Below are 15,240 nucleotides of genomic sequence, written 5' to 3' on the forward strand. Positions count from 1 at the left end.
TCAATCCTTCTGGCTGGTGTCGACGGACGCGCCGCTGCCGCCGCCATCGCCGGAGCGCAGCGTGTGGGCAGCGATGGTCGCGCCGTGGGTCATGGTCTGGCGGTTCTTCATCGCGGACGCCCAGGCGGGCGCGCCGGCCGGTGCGTCCGGCGACGGCGTGGAGCTGCCGCCCGAAATGGTCCCGCCGGTCGCGGTGACGGCGGCACGTCCGCCGGAACGGTAGCTATCCTTGAGCGAGGCTGCCGCCTTGCGCAGCGGCGACATGGCTGCGCCGACGGCGGCTTGTCCGACGCCGCCTGCGCCGCCAGCGACTGCGGCCGCGCCGGACTTGCCAGCCGAACCAAGCGCATAGGCGCTGTTTGCGGCCCCGGACGTGAAGGCGGCGCCTCGCGCGGCGCCACCGGCCGCGCCCACCGCAGCGCCGACGCCGAGCCGGGCCGCAGCGGCGCCACCGGCCAGCGCACCGCCGGCCGCGAGCACGGTCCCCGCTGCGGCCCCTGCGCCAAGCGCCGGGCCGCCGGAGACAATGCCATTGGCGATCGACGGGCCGAAGATGCCAAGGCCGAGAAGGCACAGCGAGGCGAGCGCGACGGCCAGCGCGTCCTCGATGCTGGGCTGCGCGCCGCCGAAGCCGGCGCGGAACTCGTCGAACAGGGTCGAACCGATGCCGACGATGACGGCGAGCACCAGCACCTTAATGCCTGACGAGATCACCAGCCCCAGCACGCGCTCGGCCATGAACGCGGTCTTGCCAAACAGGCCGAACGGGATGAGCACGAATCCGGCGAGCGTCGCCAGCTTGAACTCGATCAGCGTCACGAAAAGCTGGATCGCCAGAATGAAGAAGGCGAGGATGACCAGCAGCCAGGCGATCAGCAGCACCGCGATCTGGATGAAGTTCTCGAAGAACGCGACCCAGCCCATAAGGTCGGAGATGGATTCGAGAATAGGCTGGCCCGCTTCCAAGCCAACCTGCGCGACGCGGCCCGGCTGGAGCAGTTCGGCCGCCGTAAAGCCGGTGCCCGACGCTTTGAGGCCGAGCCCGGCGAAACTCTCGAAGACGATGCGTGCCAGGCTGTTCCAGTTGCCGATGATGTAGGCGAAGACGCCGACGAACAGCGTCTTCTTGACAAGGCGCGCAATGATGTCGTCGCCCTCTCCCCACGTCCAGAACAGGGCGGCCAGGGTCACGTCGATGACGATCAGGGTGGTGGCGATGAACGCCACTTCGCCGCCGAGCAGGCCGAACCCACTGTCGATGTAGCGGGTGAAGACATCCAGAAAGCGATCGACGACGCCGGTGCCGCCCATGTCAGTTCTCCTGTGGGGTCGCGCCATCGGCGATGCGGGCAGCGGGAAGCGCACCGGGCGCGAGGAACCGGCGACGGTTCTCGGCCCAGGCACGCAGGCAATCCGGGTCACTCGCCCCGGCCGCGCCGATCGACTGGCAGCGGCGCAGCTCGATCAGCAGCGGGTCCGTCGCCGATGTCTCGGCGACGGCCGCCGGCCCCGCGCGCGGTGGCTCTGGCGCACGGCTCATCTCGATCGCCGTCATGGTGATGGCGATGGCGACGAAGATGACCGCGCCGATGCGCGCGAGGAGCTTGCTGTCCACGGGCGTTAGTCGTGGAACATGCGGGCGTTGCCCGGCTGATAGCCGGTGGACCGCGTCAGGAAGCGGCGCAGACGTTCGCGGCTCTCGGCTTCAACGGCCGCGTTGCGCGCCGAATCCAGCGCCTGCGCCCGGCCCTGCGCGGCGAGCAGCGCCGTCAGGTCCGCGAGCTGCTGCGATTGCAGCGCGAGAAGCTGGTTGCCCGCCTGCGCGGCTTGGAGCGCGCCGGTCGCCGACTGACTAGACGTGACCACGCCGTCCATCGTCGTCCGCGCGCCGTCGATATTGCCGACGACGCCAGCCTGCACACGCAGCGCATCCTCGAACGCGCCGACGCTATCCTCCCAGCGCGCATTGGCGTTAGCGACCATCTGCGCGTGGGTGCCGGTGAGCGCCGCGCCCTTGTAGCGGCCGTTGAAGACCTGTTGGACGTTCTGCACGTCGTAGGCGATGCGCTGGGCTTCGCCGAGAAGCTGCTGGGTGCGCTGCACCTGCTGCTGCAACTGCTGGAGCGAGTTGAACGGCAGCGACGCCAGATTGCGCGCCTCGTTGATGAGGCTGGTCGCCTGCTGCTGGATTTGCTGGATCTGGTTGTTGATCTGCTGGAGCGACCGCGCGGCCGTCAGCACGTTCTGCGCGTAATTGGTCGGGTCATAGACGATCCCGCCGAACTGAGCGTGCGCCGGCGTGGCGGCGGTGATGCCGATCATGCTCGACGTGGCGATGGCGCCGGCCAGCATGGCGCGGCGCAGGATATTGGGCTTCATGGGGTCATGTCCTTCAAGGCAAGGGGAAGCTGGCCGGCATCTTCCCGGCGACCGGCCAGCGGATCAGGTTGGGGGTCGGGAAGGAGATCGACCGCCCAGGCCAAGCCGCGATGGCGCAACCACTCGGCGGCGAAGTGCTCGCGACCGTGTGTCTCGACGAGTTCGGTGATGCGGAGCTGATCGGTCTTGGAAGAAGCGGCGGCGAAGGCCAGCGCGACCTCGCCAAGCCCCAGCTCAAACAGCCGGTTGCCGCGCCGCGACTGGCAGTAATAGTCGCGCTTGGGCGTCGCCCGGCTGAGGATTTCGATCTGTCGGGCGTTGAGCCCGAACCGCTCGTAGATGGCAGCGATCTGCGGCTCGGCCGCGCGCTCGTTCGGCAGGAAGATGCGCGTCGGGCAGCTTTCGATGATGGCCGGCGCGATGTTCGAGGTTTCAATATCGGCGAGGCTCTGCGTGGCGAACACAACGCTGGCGTTCTTCTTGCGCAGCGTTTTCAGCCATTCGCGGAGTTGCGCGGCGAACTGCGGGCTGTCGAGAACTAGCCAACCCTCGTCGATGATGATGAGCGTCGGCGAGCCGTTCAGCCGGCCTTCGATCCGGTGGAACAGATAGGACAGGACAGCGGCGGCCGATCCGGCGCCAACCAAGCCCTCGGTCTCGAACACCTGGACAGACGCCTCGCCGAGACGCTCGACCTCTGCGTCGAGCAGCCGACCCCACGGCCCGCCGAGGCAATAGGAAGCGAGCGCCTGCTTGAGCTGCTGGCTCTGGAGCAGCACGGCCAGCCCGGTCAGCGTGCGTTCCGGCGCGGGCGCACTGGCAAGCGACCCGAGCGCCGACCACAAATGCTCTTTCGCCTGCGGATCGACCGCGACGCCTTCGGAGACGAGGATCGCCGCGAGCCATTCCGCCGCCCACGCACGCTCGGACGGATCGTCGATCCGGGCGAGAGGCTGGAGCTGCACGCCGTCACCCGCCTCGTCGGCGAGCATCCCGCCCAAGTCCTGCCAATCGCCGCCCATGCCGATCGCGGCGGCGCGGATGCTGCCGCCGAAGTCGAAGGCGAAGACCTGGCCGTTCTCGTAGCGGCGGAACTGCATCGCCATCAGCGCGAGCAGCACCGACTTGCCGGCGCCGGTCGGGCCGACGATCAGCGTGTGGCCGACGTCGCCGACGTGAAGGGAAAACCGGAACGGAGTCGAGCCTTCGGTCTTGCCATAGAGCAAGGGGGGCGCACCGAAATGCTCGTCCCGTTCCGGCCCCGCCCATACTGCTGACAGGGGGATCAGGTGGGCGAGATTGATGGTGGAGATCGGGGGCTGGCGGACATTGGCGTAGATGTGGCCGGGCAGGCTTCCCAGCCACGCCTCGATCGCGTTCATGCCCTCGGGAATGACGGTGAAGTCGCGGCCCTGGATGACCTTCTCGACCAGCCGCAGCTTCTCGGCGGCGATGGCGGGATCGCGGTCCCACACCGTCACCGTGGCGGTGACGTAGGCCATGCCGGCATAATCGGCACCCAGTTCCTGCAGGGCGGTGTCGGCGTCGGCGGCCTTGTTCGAGGCGTCGCGCTCCCTCATTACCGACGCCTAGTTGGTCATAACGTACTTCAAGATCGCGATGACGTTCTTGCGCTTGGCGAACCACTGGCGGCGGATGCGGCTCAGCAGCTTGGTCGCGTCGGTCTTGTCGAGCATGATCGCCCGCGTCGCCCAGCGATACTCGAAGGCGAGCCGGTTCAGCTCGTCGAGCAAGCCGGGGAACGTCACGCTCGGAAAGCCGACGATGGTGAGCGTGCGGAGGTGATGGTCGCCCAGGCGCGGTTCCAGCCCGCCGGTCAGCGGCTCGTCCGCCAAGAGGGCGTCGAGGTGCATCGGCGTTTCCGGCACGCGCACGCGCTGGCGGCGGGTCGAGACCGTGCTGTGCAGGTAGGTCAGCGTCTCGGCGTCATTGAGCCAGCGGACCTCGGGCACGAATCCCTCGACCAGATTGAGGACGCGGTCGCTGCGATCGGTAAAGCCCTTGAGCAGTTCCCACGGATCGACGCCGGTCGTGGCCCGGCCCTCGTAAAGCCAGCCTTCGGCGCGCGCCGCTTCCTCTGCGGGCGGCATCCACAGCAGCGTCAGGAAATAGCGGCTCTCGAAGTGTGCGCCTTCCTCGCGGAATTGTTCGCGGCGCTCGAACTCGACCAGCGACGACACAGGATCGGGAAAGTGGCCTTCCGGATAGTCGAGCGCAGGCGTGCGCTGCGCCTCAACGAAGATCGCCCAGCCTGAGCCAAGCCGACGCAGCGAATTGTTCAATCGCGCAGTCGTGGCGACCAGCTCGGCCGGCGTCGCGCTGTCGAGATCGGGGCCGCGAAACCTCGCAGTGCGCTGGAACGAGCCGTCCTTGTTCAACACGACCCCTTCGCCGACCAGCGCGGCCCAGGGCAGGAAGTCTGGCAGGTTTGCAGCTTTGCTACGATATTCGCGCAAGCTCATCATGGCCGCATCCAAACAGGCAAGCGGAGGTGGCGGCGGGCCACGTCCACGAATTGCGGGTCGCGGCGGGCGGCCCAGACGGACAGCCCGTGGCCGATGGCCCAGATGACCAGGCCTGCGATCCACAGCCGCAGGCCGAGGCCGATCGCGCCCGCCAGCGTTCCGTTGACGATGGCGAGCGCCCGCGGGGCACCGCCGAGCAGTATCGGCTCGGTCAGCGCCCGGTGAACGGGAGCATGGAAACCCGCGATCGGTTCGGCCACGTCGAGCATCAGACCAGCGCCCCGCCGCCGAAGCTGAAGAAGCTCAGGAAGAAGGAGCTGGCTGCGAACGCGATCGACAGGCCGAACACGATCTGGATCAGCCGGCGGAACCCGCCGCTGGTGTCGCCGAACGCCAAAGTCAGGCCGGTCACGATGATGATGATGACCGCCACGATCTTCGCCACCGGCCCCTCGATGCTTTCGAGGATCGACTGGAGCGGCGCTTCCCAGGGCATCGACGATCCACCGGCACGGGCCGGAACGGCGAAGGTCAGCGCGACCACGCCGGCGGTGGTGGTAAGCATGGCGCGGCGTGCGCCATGCCGAATGGCATGGATCATGGCAGGTCTCCCGATTGGGTGGTGGAAAGGGATGCGAGGCGGTAATCGCCGGTCGTGGGATCGAGCCCTTCAACGCGGGCCAGCTCGGTCAGCCGACGCCCGTGCGCGTCGCGCACCAGCACGGCGATCAGGTCGATCGTCTCGGCGATCAGCGCGCGCGGGACCGTGACGACGGCCTCCTGGATGAGCTGCTCCATGCGGCGCAGCGCGCCTAGCCCGGTGCCGGCGTGGATCGTGCCGACCCCGCCGGGATGGCCGGTGCCCCACGCCTTGATGAGGTCGAGCGCCTCGGCACCGCGCACCTCGCCGATCGGGATGCGGTCGGGACGCAGGCGCAGTGATGAGCGGACCAGCTCGGCGAGAGACACCACGCCATCCTTGGTGCGCATGGCGACGAGGTTGGGCGCGGCGCATTGCAGTTCGCGCGTGTCTTCGATCAGGACGATGCGATCGGCGGTCTTTGCCACCTCGGCGAGCAGCGCGTTGACCAGCGTTGTCTTGCCCGCGCCGGTCCCACCAGCGACGAGAATATTGGCGCGGGTCTCGACGCCGTGGCGCAACGCCTCGGCCTCAACTGCCGACATGATCCCGGCGCGTGCGTAATCGTCGAGCGTGAATACGGCGACGGCGGGCTTGCGTATAGCGAAGGCCGGCGCCGCGACGACGGGTGGCAGCAATCCCTCGAACCGTTCGCCCCCCTCGGGCAGTTCGGCCGAGACGCGGGGGCTGCGAGCATGACCCTCGACACCGACATGGTGCGCGACCAGCCGGACGATGCGTTCGCCGTCTGCGGCGGACAGCATCTCGCCGGTATCGCTAATCCCCTCGCCGAGCCGATCGAGCCAAAGTCGGCCGTCCGGGTTCAGCATCACCTCGATGACGGCGGGGTCGTCGAGCCAGGCTGTGATCGACGGTCCCAGCGCCGTGCGCAGCATCCGCGCGCCGCGTGATTTCGCCTCGGATCGGATTGGCTGGACGGTCAACGACTGGCCCCTCGATTGGGCCGGGCGAACCGCCGCCCGGCGTCAGGGGCACATCAAGAGACGCAGCAATGCTCGCGTCGCAACAGCTAGTTATCGGCGTAGTAGAGGGGGCGGTAGATACGGTGCCGGAGGCGAAGTCTCTTGCAGACTACATCAAGGTCGGCGCGCTTCTGCTACTCCGACTCGGGCGATGTTGACCGCGGCCAGACATCCTCCGGTATTTCGTCCATGAGGGTCTTGCCGCTGGCGAAGCGCCGACCAAGCGTCTCGATAAAACCCTCGTAGCGTTTACGACCTTTGACCTGCGCCGCTGCCTGATCTTCGTCGGGCAGCGGCGGGGTCACGGACAGCCAGAAACGGACGAACAGGCTCAGTGCCTCGGTGCTCAGTCCGGTATTGCGCTCCAGCCGCTGCACCTGCCGCGACAGGCGATCGAGCCGGCGCGCGAACGCCGCCTCCATCCGGTCGGTGCCGTCCGGCGACAGGTAGGACGCCACCGCCGCCTCCACGATCGCCGAGCGTGATATGCGTCGCCGGATCGCCAGCTCGTCAACCTGTTTGGCGAGCGCGGGCGGGAAATAGACGTTGAGCCGGGTCCGCATGATCGCCTCCTACAGCTCGATGCCGTCGCCGGGGTCGAGCGACGCTTGCCGCGCAAGTCCCTGCATCCGGCGCCGCACGGCCGCCTGCCGCGCCGCGTCGTCCCGTTCGTCATCGACGATGGCGAACTCCTGGGCTGGCGGTGCTGCCGTTTCGGGCGCGATGGCGACATGCTCGGGCAGTTCGGGCTCCCGGCGCAGACCGGCATTGGCCGCGTCTTCCGCATCGCGGACAATCCGCGCGACCTGCTTTGGATCGGCGGCCGCCTGCCGCCCGGTCCAATCGTCGGGACGGATCGTGGCAGCCACGGACGCCGGCGCCGCCATGATCCGCTCGGACAGCCGCCGGTCCTGATAGTAGCGCGCCTTCTTCGCGCGGATCGGGTGGACGCCCGCCACCATCACGATCTCGTCGTCGGGCGGGAGCTGCATCACCTCACCCGGCGTGAGGAGCTGGCGGGCGGTCTCCGACCGCGACACCATCAAGTGCCCCAGCCACGGCGACAGCCGGTGCCCGGCATAGTTCTTCATCGCCCGCATCTCGGTCGCGGTGCCGAGGGCGTCCGACACACGCTTGGCGGTCCGCTCGTCGTTCGTGGCGAAGCTCACGCGGACATGGCAGTTGTCGAGGATCGCGTTGTTCGGGCCGTAAGCCTTTTCGATCTGGTTGAGAGACTGCGCGATGAGGAACGCCTTGAGTCCATAGCCGGCCATGAACGCCAGGGCGGATTCGAAGAAGTCGAGCCGGCCGAGCGCGGGAAACTCGTCGAGCATCAGCAACACCCGATGCCGGTTGCCCTTCGGGGTCAGCTCCTCGGTCAGCCGGCGCCCGATCTGGTTGAGGATGAGGCGGATCAGCGGCTTGGTGCGGGATATGTCGCTGGGCGGCACGACCAGATAGAGCGTTGCCGGCCGATCGCCCTCGACCAGATCCGATATGCGCCATTGGCAAGCGCGCGTGACCTGCGCGACGACGGGATCGCGATACAGGCCAAGGAACGACATCGCCGTGCTGAGCACGCCCGATCGCTCGTTGTCGGACTTGTTCAGCAGCTCGCGCGCGGCGGAAGCAACGACAGGATGCACGCCGGCTTTGCCCAGGTGCGGCGTCGCCATCATCGCGGCCAGAGTCTGCTCGATCGTGCGACCGGGATCGGACAGGAACCCGGCGACGCCCGCCAAGGTCTTGTCCGGCTCGGCATAGAGGACATGGAGGATCGCGCCGACCAGCAGCGAGTGCGAGGTCTTCTCCCAGTGGTTCCGACGCTCGAGGCTGCCTTCGGGATCGACCAGCACGTCGGCGACATTCTGCACGTCGCGCACCTCCCACTGGCCGCGCCGCACCTCCAGCAGCGGGTTGTAGGCAGCGGACGCCGCGTTGGTCGGATCGAACAGCAGCACCCGGCCGTGGCGCGATCGAAAGCCGGCGGTCAGCGTCCAGTTCTCCCCCTTAATGTCATGCACGATCGCCGAGGCCGGCCAGGTCAGCAGTGACGGCACGACAAGGCCGACGCCCTTGCCGCTGCGCGTGGGCGCGAAGCACAGCACATGCTCGGGACCGTCGTGGCGCAGATAATCGGCGGCGAGCTTGCCAAGCACCACGCCGTTCGGCCCTAGCAACCCGGCTGCGCGCACCTCCCGCTCGGTCGCCCAGCGAGCCGAGCCATAGGTCTCGGCGTTCTTTAATTCGCGCGCCCGCCACACCGACATGCCGATCGCGACCGCGATCGACACGAAGCCGCCCGACGCGGCGATGAAGGCGCCGGTCTGGAAGATCGCGGGCGCATAGGCGTCGAACGAGAACCACCACCAGAAGAAGGCCGGGGGCGGATAGACGCGCCAGCCGAACGCAGCGAACCAGGGCGGCCCCAGCTCGGGCTGATAGGCGAGCGCGGCGGCCGTCCACTGCGTCGCACCCCACACCCCGGCGAGCACGATCAGGAAGACGGCGAAGACCTGGCCCCAAAGAATCTTGGTGGCGGACATTGAGGACTCCTTTTCGGGGTTACAGACCGAGGCCGCGTTTGCGGCCCAGCGCGAGGTCGAGGCCGCCGCCATCGCGGATCACGCCCGCGACTTGTCGGCCAAGCTGCTGTTCGAGGGCGCTGGCCCAGGGCACGAGGCGGAAGCCGAGACCGTCGTCGATCATGGCGAAGCGGCCGGAGGCGAGCACGAGACGCTGCCGCACGACACCGGCGATCTTCTCGCCGGCCTGCGTCGGCCGATAGGCCAGCCCGGTTTCGCTGGCGATCTTCGCGCCAACGGCGTCCAGCTCGCGGCGGCGCAGCGTGTCGATCAGTCCGCGCTCGAACACGGTCCGCTCGCCGTAGCGGCGCGCCAGTCCTTCGCGGACAAGATGATCGGTGCGCGCGTCCATCGCGCGGCGCGCCTCGGCGCCGAACCCTCTGTCCGCGACGCTCGCGCCGCGCTCGATCAGCCGATGGTCGAGCCACGTCGCGCCGGGCGCCTTGATCTGCGCGGTGAGGTCGAGGTCCGACCGCGTGGCAAGGATCAGGGTCGGTTTCGGCTCACCGGGCTTGCCGATTGCGCGCAGCTCGACGATACCGCCGATCGCCGGGCTATGCTCTAGCGCCTCGATGCCGGGGAGCCGAACATGATGCGTGCGGCCGTCTGTGCCGTCGATCACCGCATAGGCCGTGCCGGTCAGCTCGTCGTGCAACCCCTTGTCGATCAACCGGCCGGCGATCGGCTTGTCGGGCGCGCCGCTGAGGACCGCGTAGCTGTCGAGCGACCGGTCCTGCCCGCGGTCCTTGAGCGCCGCGCCGATCGTGCGGATGATGTCGCCGCGCGCGCCCAACTCGCGGAGCTTCGCCTGCGCGCCCTCGGCGACGGCCCATTGGCCGGGCTCGCCCTCGGCAGTGAGGCCCATCGTTTCCAGATGCTGCAACCTGCCGACCATCAACCGGCGGAGGCGCGGATCGTCCGGGCCGGGCCGCTCGGCGCGCAGGTCGATCACGCCCAGCTCGTCGGCAGAACGCTGGATCTCGGCATCGAGCCGGGTCCAGCGTTCTGCCGTCACCTCGCGGTCGAGCGCGCGCTGCACCTCATGTTCGGGTTTCGGCCCCAGCTCGGCGAAAGCCAAGTCTTGCGCGCGCGACCGGAGATTGTGGCTGATGTAGTCGCGGGAGATGACGAGATCGGCACCCTGGTCGGTCTGCCCGCGCACAAGCAGATGGACGTGCGGATTGTCGGTGTTCCAATGATCGACCGCGACCCAATCGAGCCGCGTGCCCAGGTCCGTCTCCATTTGGCGCATGAGGTCGCGCGTGTATTCGCGCAGGTCCGTCAGCTCGGCCGCATCCTCTGGCGATACAATGATGCGGAAGTGATGACGATCGTCCTTGCAACGGTCAGTGAAGGCGCGATCGTCTGCGTTGTCGCCGGCCGCGTCGAACATCCGGGTCGGCGAGCCATCGCGGGTCACGCCCTCGCGCTTTAGATAGGCGACGTGCGCGGACAGCGGCGCCATGCGCCGCCCGCCTCGACTGCGCGTGGTGACGGGCAGCATCTTGACCATCACTCGCCGGCCCGAGCCGAACAGGCGACTGCGCGCGAACGCCGTGCGGCCCCGGCCGAAACTCGACTGGCCGCCACGGCGCGGCCCGCCCCCGGTGCGCCTGCCGCTGCTGTGGATCGCCGCGACGCGCAGCACCTCAGCCACCAGACCGCGCGCATTGCGCCCCTGCGCCTTGCTACGCTTGGCCTTGCCCGGCCGGACGCAGAACTCGCTGTCCTCGCTCACGGCCGGGGCGCTTTCCGCCGAAAACGGCCCTTGGTGCCGTTCGGCGCATTGATATTGCTGCCTTTTTCCTTCCGCGCGGCACGCGTGCCGACCGACGCCCCCGCGTGAAGCCACGGAAAAGCCTTGGCTTTTCGACGACACGGGGTGCGGCTTATATCTTGCCCTCGTCTGTCCCTGCCGTTTTCCTCCTCCCCAGCCCCCTTACTGCTTCGGACGGATGAGGGGGGCGACAGGCCGATCATTGCGGTCGGCCCGCGCGGGCGCGGGACACGAACAGCGTTTCGCGCGGCTCATTGGCGGACGGATCGGCAGCGCGAACGCCGCCAGATGTCGGCCGGTCGGTTGGCAGCTCGGACGCGGCTTCTTCTCCGTCCGACTGCCCGACGACAGCTTCCGAAGCGGCGCTAGCGGTGCGGACGAACAGCGCTGCACGACGCCATGCGAACGGATCAGGCGTAGCAGTGGTCGCCGCCTCCACCGCGCTCGATGCGCCCGTGATCGGCGCGAGCTGGGCCAGATAGCCGACCGTCTCGGGCGGCAGCGGACGGCCGCGCGACACGAAGTCGTCGTAGCGGCCCGGTCCCGCATTATAGGCCGCCAGCATAGCGCTGGCGTTGCCGTAGCGGTCGTGCATCTCGCGCAGATAGGCCGCGCCCGCCATGATGTTATCGCGCACGTCGAACGGATCGGAGCCGAGGCCGTAGCGGGTGCGAAGCCCCGCCCAGGTCGCGGGCATGATCTGCATCAAGCCCATCGCCCCGGCGCGCGATACGGCGCGGGCATTGCCGCCGCTCTCGACGCGCATCACCGCCCATATCCACGCTTCCGGGATGCCGAACCGCCGCGCGGCCCCGGCGACATGACCGGCATAGGGATGGACGGCCGCCGATCGCGCCGCCGGCACTTCCTGCGCCACCGCCGGGACAGACGCGACGCCGCCGGACAGCAGCATGACGGCAGGCGCCACTGCCGATCCCACTCCACTCCGCCGCCAGCCTGCCAGCGTGCTCGCTACGCTCAAGGGTGCGCGCGGAGCGCCGGCCTTTGGCCGCCCTTGACCTTCGCTGCGCGCGCCGGCCGGCCTGCGACCGAGCGGGACGGAGGGATGAGACGGTTTTCCCGCGAACAAAGGGATTATGGGGAAGCGCACCGGATCAATCCTGCTCGCGCGACTTCGGCTGACGGTTCCAGCGCAGCGACCAAGCCGACTTGTCGGCGGTGCTCTGGAACAGCGCGGCGCGAAGCGGCTGCGCGAAGGCGGGGTCGTCGATGCGCAGCGAGACGTAATCCCCGGCGCGTTCGCCGGTCTCATTCCAGCCGGCGCCGATCTCCGGGCCTTCGCCGTCATCGCCGCGATGGACGCGCCAGTCCGGCGCCTTGTCGGCGTCGCTCTGCTCGGCCGGAACGATCGAGATACGGATGTCGAGCGTCGCCGTCTCGATGATGCCTTCGTAGCCTTTGGCGGTGCGGAAGAAGCTGCCGATCTGCATGGGAATCTCCTTTGGGTTGGCGGGCGGGAAAGCGGGTCAGCGCCAGGTGAGCGGCGCGTCGGGCGTGTTGCGGGTGAGGATCGGCGTGGCGCGGCCGAGCACCGTCGAGGCCGGCAGCGGCCCGAAATAGCGGCCGTCCATGCTGTCGGCGTGGTCGGGGTTGAGCATCAGCAGCTCACCGGCGCGCAGCGTGCGGCAGCCTTGCCAGACCGGCAGCGTGCGGCCCCGGCCGTCACGCTGCTGGGCGACGACGACGGGCCGCCCATCGACGCTTACCACCGCGTCGATGCGGCACACGATCTGTCCCGGCCGCGCCGCGACATGCTTCAACAGCGGCACACGCTCGCCGAGATAGCCGCGCTCCGCCAGCCATCGCGCCAGCGCTGGTGGCGGCTTCACGGCGACCAATGCACCGTGCGGCGGATCGGGCAGCGGCTCGATCCGGTATAGTCCGATCGGCGCGCTGGCGCTGGCGTTCCAGACGACGCGCGGGAACGGGTCGAACACCGCCACGGCGAGGAACGACGCGGCGAACAGCGACGCGGCGGATGCTGTCGCAATGGCCCATCCACGGCGCGTCATCCTTCGATCTCCCGGCGCTTAAGCCAGGCGCGATGACGCTCAATCGTGTAGGGGCGCGGCTGCTGTCCGGCCGCGATCCGGTTGGCGACATGCCGCCAGTGATCGGGCGCGGCGTCGCATGGATCGACGCCGGCCGCCTCGGTAGCGTCGATCGCGGCGAGCACTTGGCTGACCTTGGGCCAGCCTTCGATCTTGAGCAGGATGTCGCCGCCCGGCCGCACGAACGGGAGCGTCGTGAACGGCTCGTTCGCGCCGACCGCGCGCACGATGTCAATGCGCGAGCTGACCGTGCCGTAGTCGTTCGCCGCCCATCGGACGAACGCGAAGATCGCGCCGGGACGGAACTGGACGATGCGGCGGCGGCGATCAACGATTTCGTCCACCGCGACGCGGCCGAACCTGATCCAGTGCTCGATCCGCTTCTCGATCCAGGTCAGTTCAACGCGGGTCATGCCGTCATCGGACGGCTGGCGGTGGCGCATGGGCGACGGTGGGACGGTCATCGCCGGCTCCGAGCGATGGCCGAATCCGCACGCGGCATGAGGTCGTCCTGCCCCGGATCGGAGGTCGAGTGCTTGATGCCGATGTCGGCCCAGGCGCGCAGGTCATCGACCGAATAGACCACCCGCCCGCCGATCCGGCGGTAGGCAGGGCCGGTCCCGAAATAGCGGTGCTTTTCGAGGGTCCGGCCGGAGAGGCCGAGAAACCGCGCGGCTTCCGGCGTGCGCAGGAAGCGGGGCGGCAGATTGGGAGGCGTATCGGACAAGTGACTGCTCCTGCGGGCGGTGGCGGCAGGAGGCGTAATTGTCAGAACTGAGGCGGCCGGGTGGGGTATGAAGATGTGCGGCTGCACGGACGCGACCACCCCGCGAGGGCGATCGGCCTCAGCCGGAAGCGGAATGAACTATGTCTTCCTTGCGTCCCAGCCGCTATATGCAATCACAGGTTTACTGGCTTATCCAGAATCACTTGGGGGCAGAGATGGCTGACAAGAAAGTGGTGTTCATCGCGTTCGCAATCGAAGACGAACGCCAGCGGGATTTCTTGAAGGGGCAGTCGCTTCATCCCCGCGCTCCGTATGAGTTCATCGACATGTCGGTGAAGCAGGCTTACGACAATGATTGGAAGACGAAGGTGCGCACTCGCATCCGTCGTTCAGACGGTGTGATCGTCCTCGTAAGCAAAAACTCGCTGACTTCGAGCGGCCAAAAATGGGAGATTCAGTGCGCTCAGGAAGAGGGTAAGCCTATTCGAGGCATCTACGCCTACTCCAATGACCGGACCAGTCTGGCGGGCGTGACCACGTACGTCTGGAGCGACACGAATATCAGCGGCTTCATCGACTCGCTTTGATGAGGTGCATTTGTGCGTAAGGCTCTCATTGTCGGTATCGACCACTACGACCACATTGGCGGCCTGAGTGGTTGCGTAAATGACGCTCACTCGGTGAAAAGCGTGCTCGAACGGCATGCCGACGGCACTGTCAATTTCGCCACGCCGATGTTGCTGACTGGAACCAGCGCGACGGATCGAGTCGAAAAGGGGCGGCTCAAGGACGCGGTTAGAGAACTATTTGCTGACGATTCGGAAATCGCGCTCTTCTATTTTGCCGGTCATGGCTACATTGAAGATACTGGCGGTTTTCTGTGTGGCACGGAATGCAAGTCTGGCGACGATGGTCTCTCGCTCTCCGAGTTGATGACTCTCGCAGGGAAGTCTCCCGCAAAGAACAAGATCGTCATTCTCGATAGTTGCCACAGTGGCGTTGCAGGCACGCGGCCGGAGCAGATGATTGCCGAAGTGAAGGAAGGCATGACCATTCTGACGGCTTCAACCGCAGAGCAATATGCGATGGAAGTTCCCGGAGGTGGGGCCGGTGTCTTCACGAGCCTATTCGTCGATGCACTCGGCGGTGCGGCTGCAAATCTACTTGGCGACGTAACGCCCGGCAGCGTCTATGCGCATATCGATCAATCTCTTGGCCCTTGGGCACAACGCCCTATGTTCAAGACCAATGTGAAGACCTTCGTGTCATTGCGTAAGGCTGCAGCACCGATCCCGCTTGCGGATTTGCAAGTGCTGGCGACATATTTCCCCCGCCCGGACTATGATTTTCCCCTAGATCCCAGCTACGAGCCGGAACGCACGGAGGAACAGAAGGCTGACCCAAATCTACCGCCACCAGACCCCCAAAAGAACGCGGTCTTTGCGGTGTTACAGCGCTATGTGAAGGTAAATTTGGTTCGTCCGGTCGGGGAAGCCCACATGTGGCACGCAGCGATGAACAGCAAGTCCTGCGAGTTGACGGTTCTCGGACAGCATTATCGGCAGCTTGTCGCTGACGGGCTCATCTAACC

Annotated in this window: 16 protein-coding genes and 1 pseudogene; 2 read left to right on the plus strand and 15 right to left on the minus strand. The window is 67.4% G+C overall.

Going from position 1 to position 15,240, the window contains the following annotated elements; genetic code table 11:
* The 15 genes and pseudogenes from trbL to ACO550_RS13385 all read right to left on the minus strand — a co-directional run bounded on the left by trbL (position 1) and on the right by ACO550_RS13385 (position 13,649).
* Positions 1 to 1,311 carry a P-type conjugative transfer protein TrbL gene (trbL, locus tag ACO550_RS13315; RefSeq protein WP_021691195.1) on the minus strand — a complete coding sequence of 437 codons (1,311 nt, stop codon included), beginning with the start codon at positions 1,309 to 1,311 and terminating at the stop codon, positions 1 to 3.
* A gap of 1 nt (position 1,312) precedes the next feature.
* Entirely contained in the window at positions 1,313 to 1,615 is a 303-nt protein-coding gene (trbK-alt, locus tag ACO550_RS13320; protein WP_021691194.1) for a putative entry exclusion protein TrbK-alt, read from the minus strand.
* Between the two features lie 5 nt (positions 1,616 to 1,620).
* Positions 1,621 to 2,379, minus strand: coding sequence for a P-type conjugative transfer protein TrbJ (trbJ, locus tag ACO550_RS13325; protein WP_021691193.1), 759 nt, complete (start codon positions 2,377 to 2,379; stop codon positions 1,621 to 1,623).
* Positions 2,376 to 4,865 (minus strand): annotated as a pseudogene (gene trbE, locus ACO550_RS13330) (conjugal transfer protein TrbE). The gene trbJ and the pseudogene trbE overlap by 4 nt, the downstream one beginning before the upstream one ends.
* A complete protein-coding gene (locus tag ACO550_RS13335; protein ID WP_021691191.1) occupies positions 4,862 to 5,134 on the minus strand; it encodes a VirB3 family type IV secretion system protein in 273 nt (90 codons plus the stop codon). Before ACO550_RS13335 ends, trbE begins: the two are co-directional and overlap by 4 nt.
* Complete coding sequence (locus ACO550_RS13340; protein WP_231728120.1) at positions 5,134 to 5,430, minus strand: TrbC/VirB2 family type IV secretion system protein; 297 nt, start codon at positions 5,428 to 5,430, stop codon at positions 5,134 to 5,136. The genes ACO550_RS13335 and ACO550_RS13340 overlap by 1 nt, the downstream gene beginning before the upstream one ends.
* A 32-nt stretch (positions 5,431 to 5,462) precedes the next feature.
* The gene (trbB, locus tag ACO550_RS13345) at positions 5,463 to 6,449 is read right to left on the minus strand and encodes a P-type conjugative transfer ATPase TrbB (protein ID WP_040716716.1); all 987 of its coding nucleotides are present in this window, start codon (positions 6,447 to 6,449) and stop codon (positions 5,463 to 5,465) included.
* Positions 6,450 to 6,622: 173 nt separating this feature from the next.
* Positions 6,623 to 7,051 (minus strand): ribbon-helix-helix domain-containing protein, encoded by a 429-nt coding sequence (locus ACO550_RS13350; RefSeq protein WP_021691188.1) that lies wholly within the window; start codon positions 7,049 to 7,051, stop codon positions 6,623 to 6,625.
* Between the two features lie 9 nt (positions 7,052 to 7,060).
* Positions 7,061 to 9,034 carry a conjugal transfer protein TraG gene (locus ACO550_RS13355; RefSeq protein WP_021691187.1) on the minus strand — a complete coding sequence of 658 codons (1,974 nt, stop codon included), beginning with the start codon at positions 9,032 to 9,034 and terminating at the stop codon, positions 7,061 to 7,063.
* A 19-nt stretch (positions 9,035 to 9,053) separates the two neighbouring features.
* The gene (locus tag ACO550_RS13360; RefSeq protein ID WP_021691186.1) at positions 9,054 to 10,811 is read right to left on the minus strand and encodes a relaxase/mobilization nuclease domain-containing protein; all 1,758 of its coding nucleotides are present in this window, start codon (positions 10,809 to 10,811) and stop codon (positions 9,054 to 9,056) included.
* A 238-nt stretch (positions 10,812 to 11,049) separates the two neighbouring features.
* The gene (locus ACO550_RS13365; RefSeq protein WP_197411927.1) at positions 11,050 to 11,763 is read right to left on the minus strand and encodes a lytic transglycosylase domain-containing protein; all 714 of its coding nucleotides are present in this window, start codon (positions 11,761 to 11,763) and stop codon (positions 11,050 to 11,052) included.
* A gap of 202 nt (positions 11,764 to 11,965) precedes the next feature.
* Complete coding sequence (locus ACO550_RS13370) at positions 11,966 to 12,301, minus strand: DUF736 domain-containing protein (protein WP_021691184.1); 336 nt, start codon at positions 12,299 to 12,301, stop codon at positions 11,966 to 11,968.
* A gap of 36 nt (positions 12,302 to 12,337) precedes the next feature.
* Positions 12,338 to 12,883 carry a S26 family signal peptidase gene (locus ACO550_RS13375; protein ID WP_021691183.1) on the minus strand — a complete coding sequence of 182 codons (546 nt, stop codon included), beginning with the start codon at positions 12,881 to 12,883 and terminating at the stop codon, positions 12,338 to 12,340.
* Positions 12,880 to 13,386: a DUF2840 domain-containing protein gene (locus ACO550_RS13380; RefSeq protein ID WP_021691182.1), complete on the minus strand. Its 507-nt coding sequence runs from the start codon at positions 13,384 to 13,386 to the stop codon at positions 12,880 to 12,882. The genes ACO550_RS13375 and ACO550_RS13380 overlap by 4 nt, the downstream gene beginning before the upstream one ends.
* Complete coding sequence (locus ACO550_RS13385) at positions 13,383 to 13,649, minus strand: helix-turn-helix transcriptional regulator (RefSeq protein ID WP_021691181.1); 267 nt, start codon at positions 13,647 to 13,649, stop codon at positions 13,383 to 13,385. The genes ACO550_RS13380 and ACO550_RS13385 overlap by 4 nt, the downstream gene beginning before the upstream one ends.
* Before the next feature lie 215 nt (positions 13,650 to 13,864).
* Here ACO550_RS13385 and ACO550_RS13390 point away from each other — a divergent pair, with 215 nt between their 5' ends.
* Both ACO550_RS13390 and ACO550_RS13395 read left to right on the plus strand, forming a co-directional pair.
* Positions 13,865 to 14,236: a TIR domain-containing protein gene (locus ACO550_RS13390; protein ID WP_021691180.1), complete on the plus strand. Its 372-nt coding sequence runs from the start codon at positions 13,865 to 13,867 to the stop codon at positions 14,234 to 14,236.
* A gap of 12 nt (positions 14,237 to 14,248) precedes the next feature.
* On the plus strand, positions 14,249 to 15,238 hold the full coding sequence (locus ACO550_RS13395) for a caspase family protein (RefSeq protein WP_021691179.1): 990 nt from the start codon (positions 14,249 to 14,251) through the stop codon (positions 15,236 to 15,238).
* Positions 15,239 to 15,240 lie beyond the last annotated feature (2 nt).

This window comes from Cupriavidus sp. (assembly GCF_057315035.1).

Excerpts from the sequence above, each read along its gene's own strand:
- trbL (WP_021691195.1), bottom strand. The coding sequence starts at position 1,311 with ATGGGCGGCACCGGCGTCGTCGATCGCTTTCTGGATGTCTTCACCCGC.
- trbJ (WP_021691193.1), bottom strand. The coding sequence starts at position 2,379 with ATGAAGCCCAATATCCTGCGCCGCGCCATGCTGGCCGGCGCCATCGCC.
- ACO550_RS13335 (WP_021691191.1), bottom strand. The coding sequence starts at position 5,134 with ATGCTCGACGTGGCCGAACCGATCGCGGGTTTCCATGCTCCCGTTCAC.
- ACO550_RS13340 (WP_231728120.1), bottom strand. The coding sequence starts at position 5,430 with ATGCTTACCACCACCGCCGGCGTGGTCGCGCTGACCTTCGCCGTTCCG.
- ACO550_RS13350 (WP_021691188.1), bottom strand. The coding sequence starts at position 7,051 with ATGCGGACCCGGCTCAACGTCTATTTCCCGCCCGCGCTCGCCAAACAG.
- ACO550_RS13355 (WP_021691187.1), bottom strand. The coding sequence starts at position 9,034 with ATGTCCGCCACCAAGATTCTTTGGGGCCAGGTCTTCGCCGTCTTCCTG.
- ACO550_RS13365 (WP_197411927.1), bottom strand. The coding sequence starts at position 11,763 with ATGCTGCTGTCCGGCGGCGTCGCGTCTGTCCCGGCGGTGGCGCAGGAA.
- ACO550_RS13370 (WP_021691184.1), bottom strand. The coding sequence starts at position 12,301 with ATGCAGATCGGCAGCTTCTTCCGCACCGCCAAAGGCTACGAAGGCATC.
- ACO550_RS13375 (WP_021691183.1), bottom strand. The coding sequence starts at position 12,883 with ATGACGCGCCGTGGATGGGCCATTGCGACAGCATCCGCCGCGTCGCTG.
- ACO550_RS13380 (WP_021691182.1), bottom strand. The coding sequence starts at position 13,386 with ATGACCGTCCCACCGTCGCCCATGCGCCACCGCCAGCCGTCCGATGAC.
- ACO550_RS13390 (WP_021691180.1), top strand. The coding sequence starts at position 13,865 with ATGGCTGACAAGAAAGTGGTGTTCATCGCGTTCGCAATCGAAGACGAA.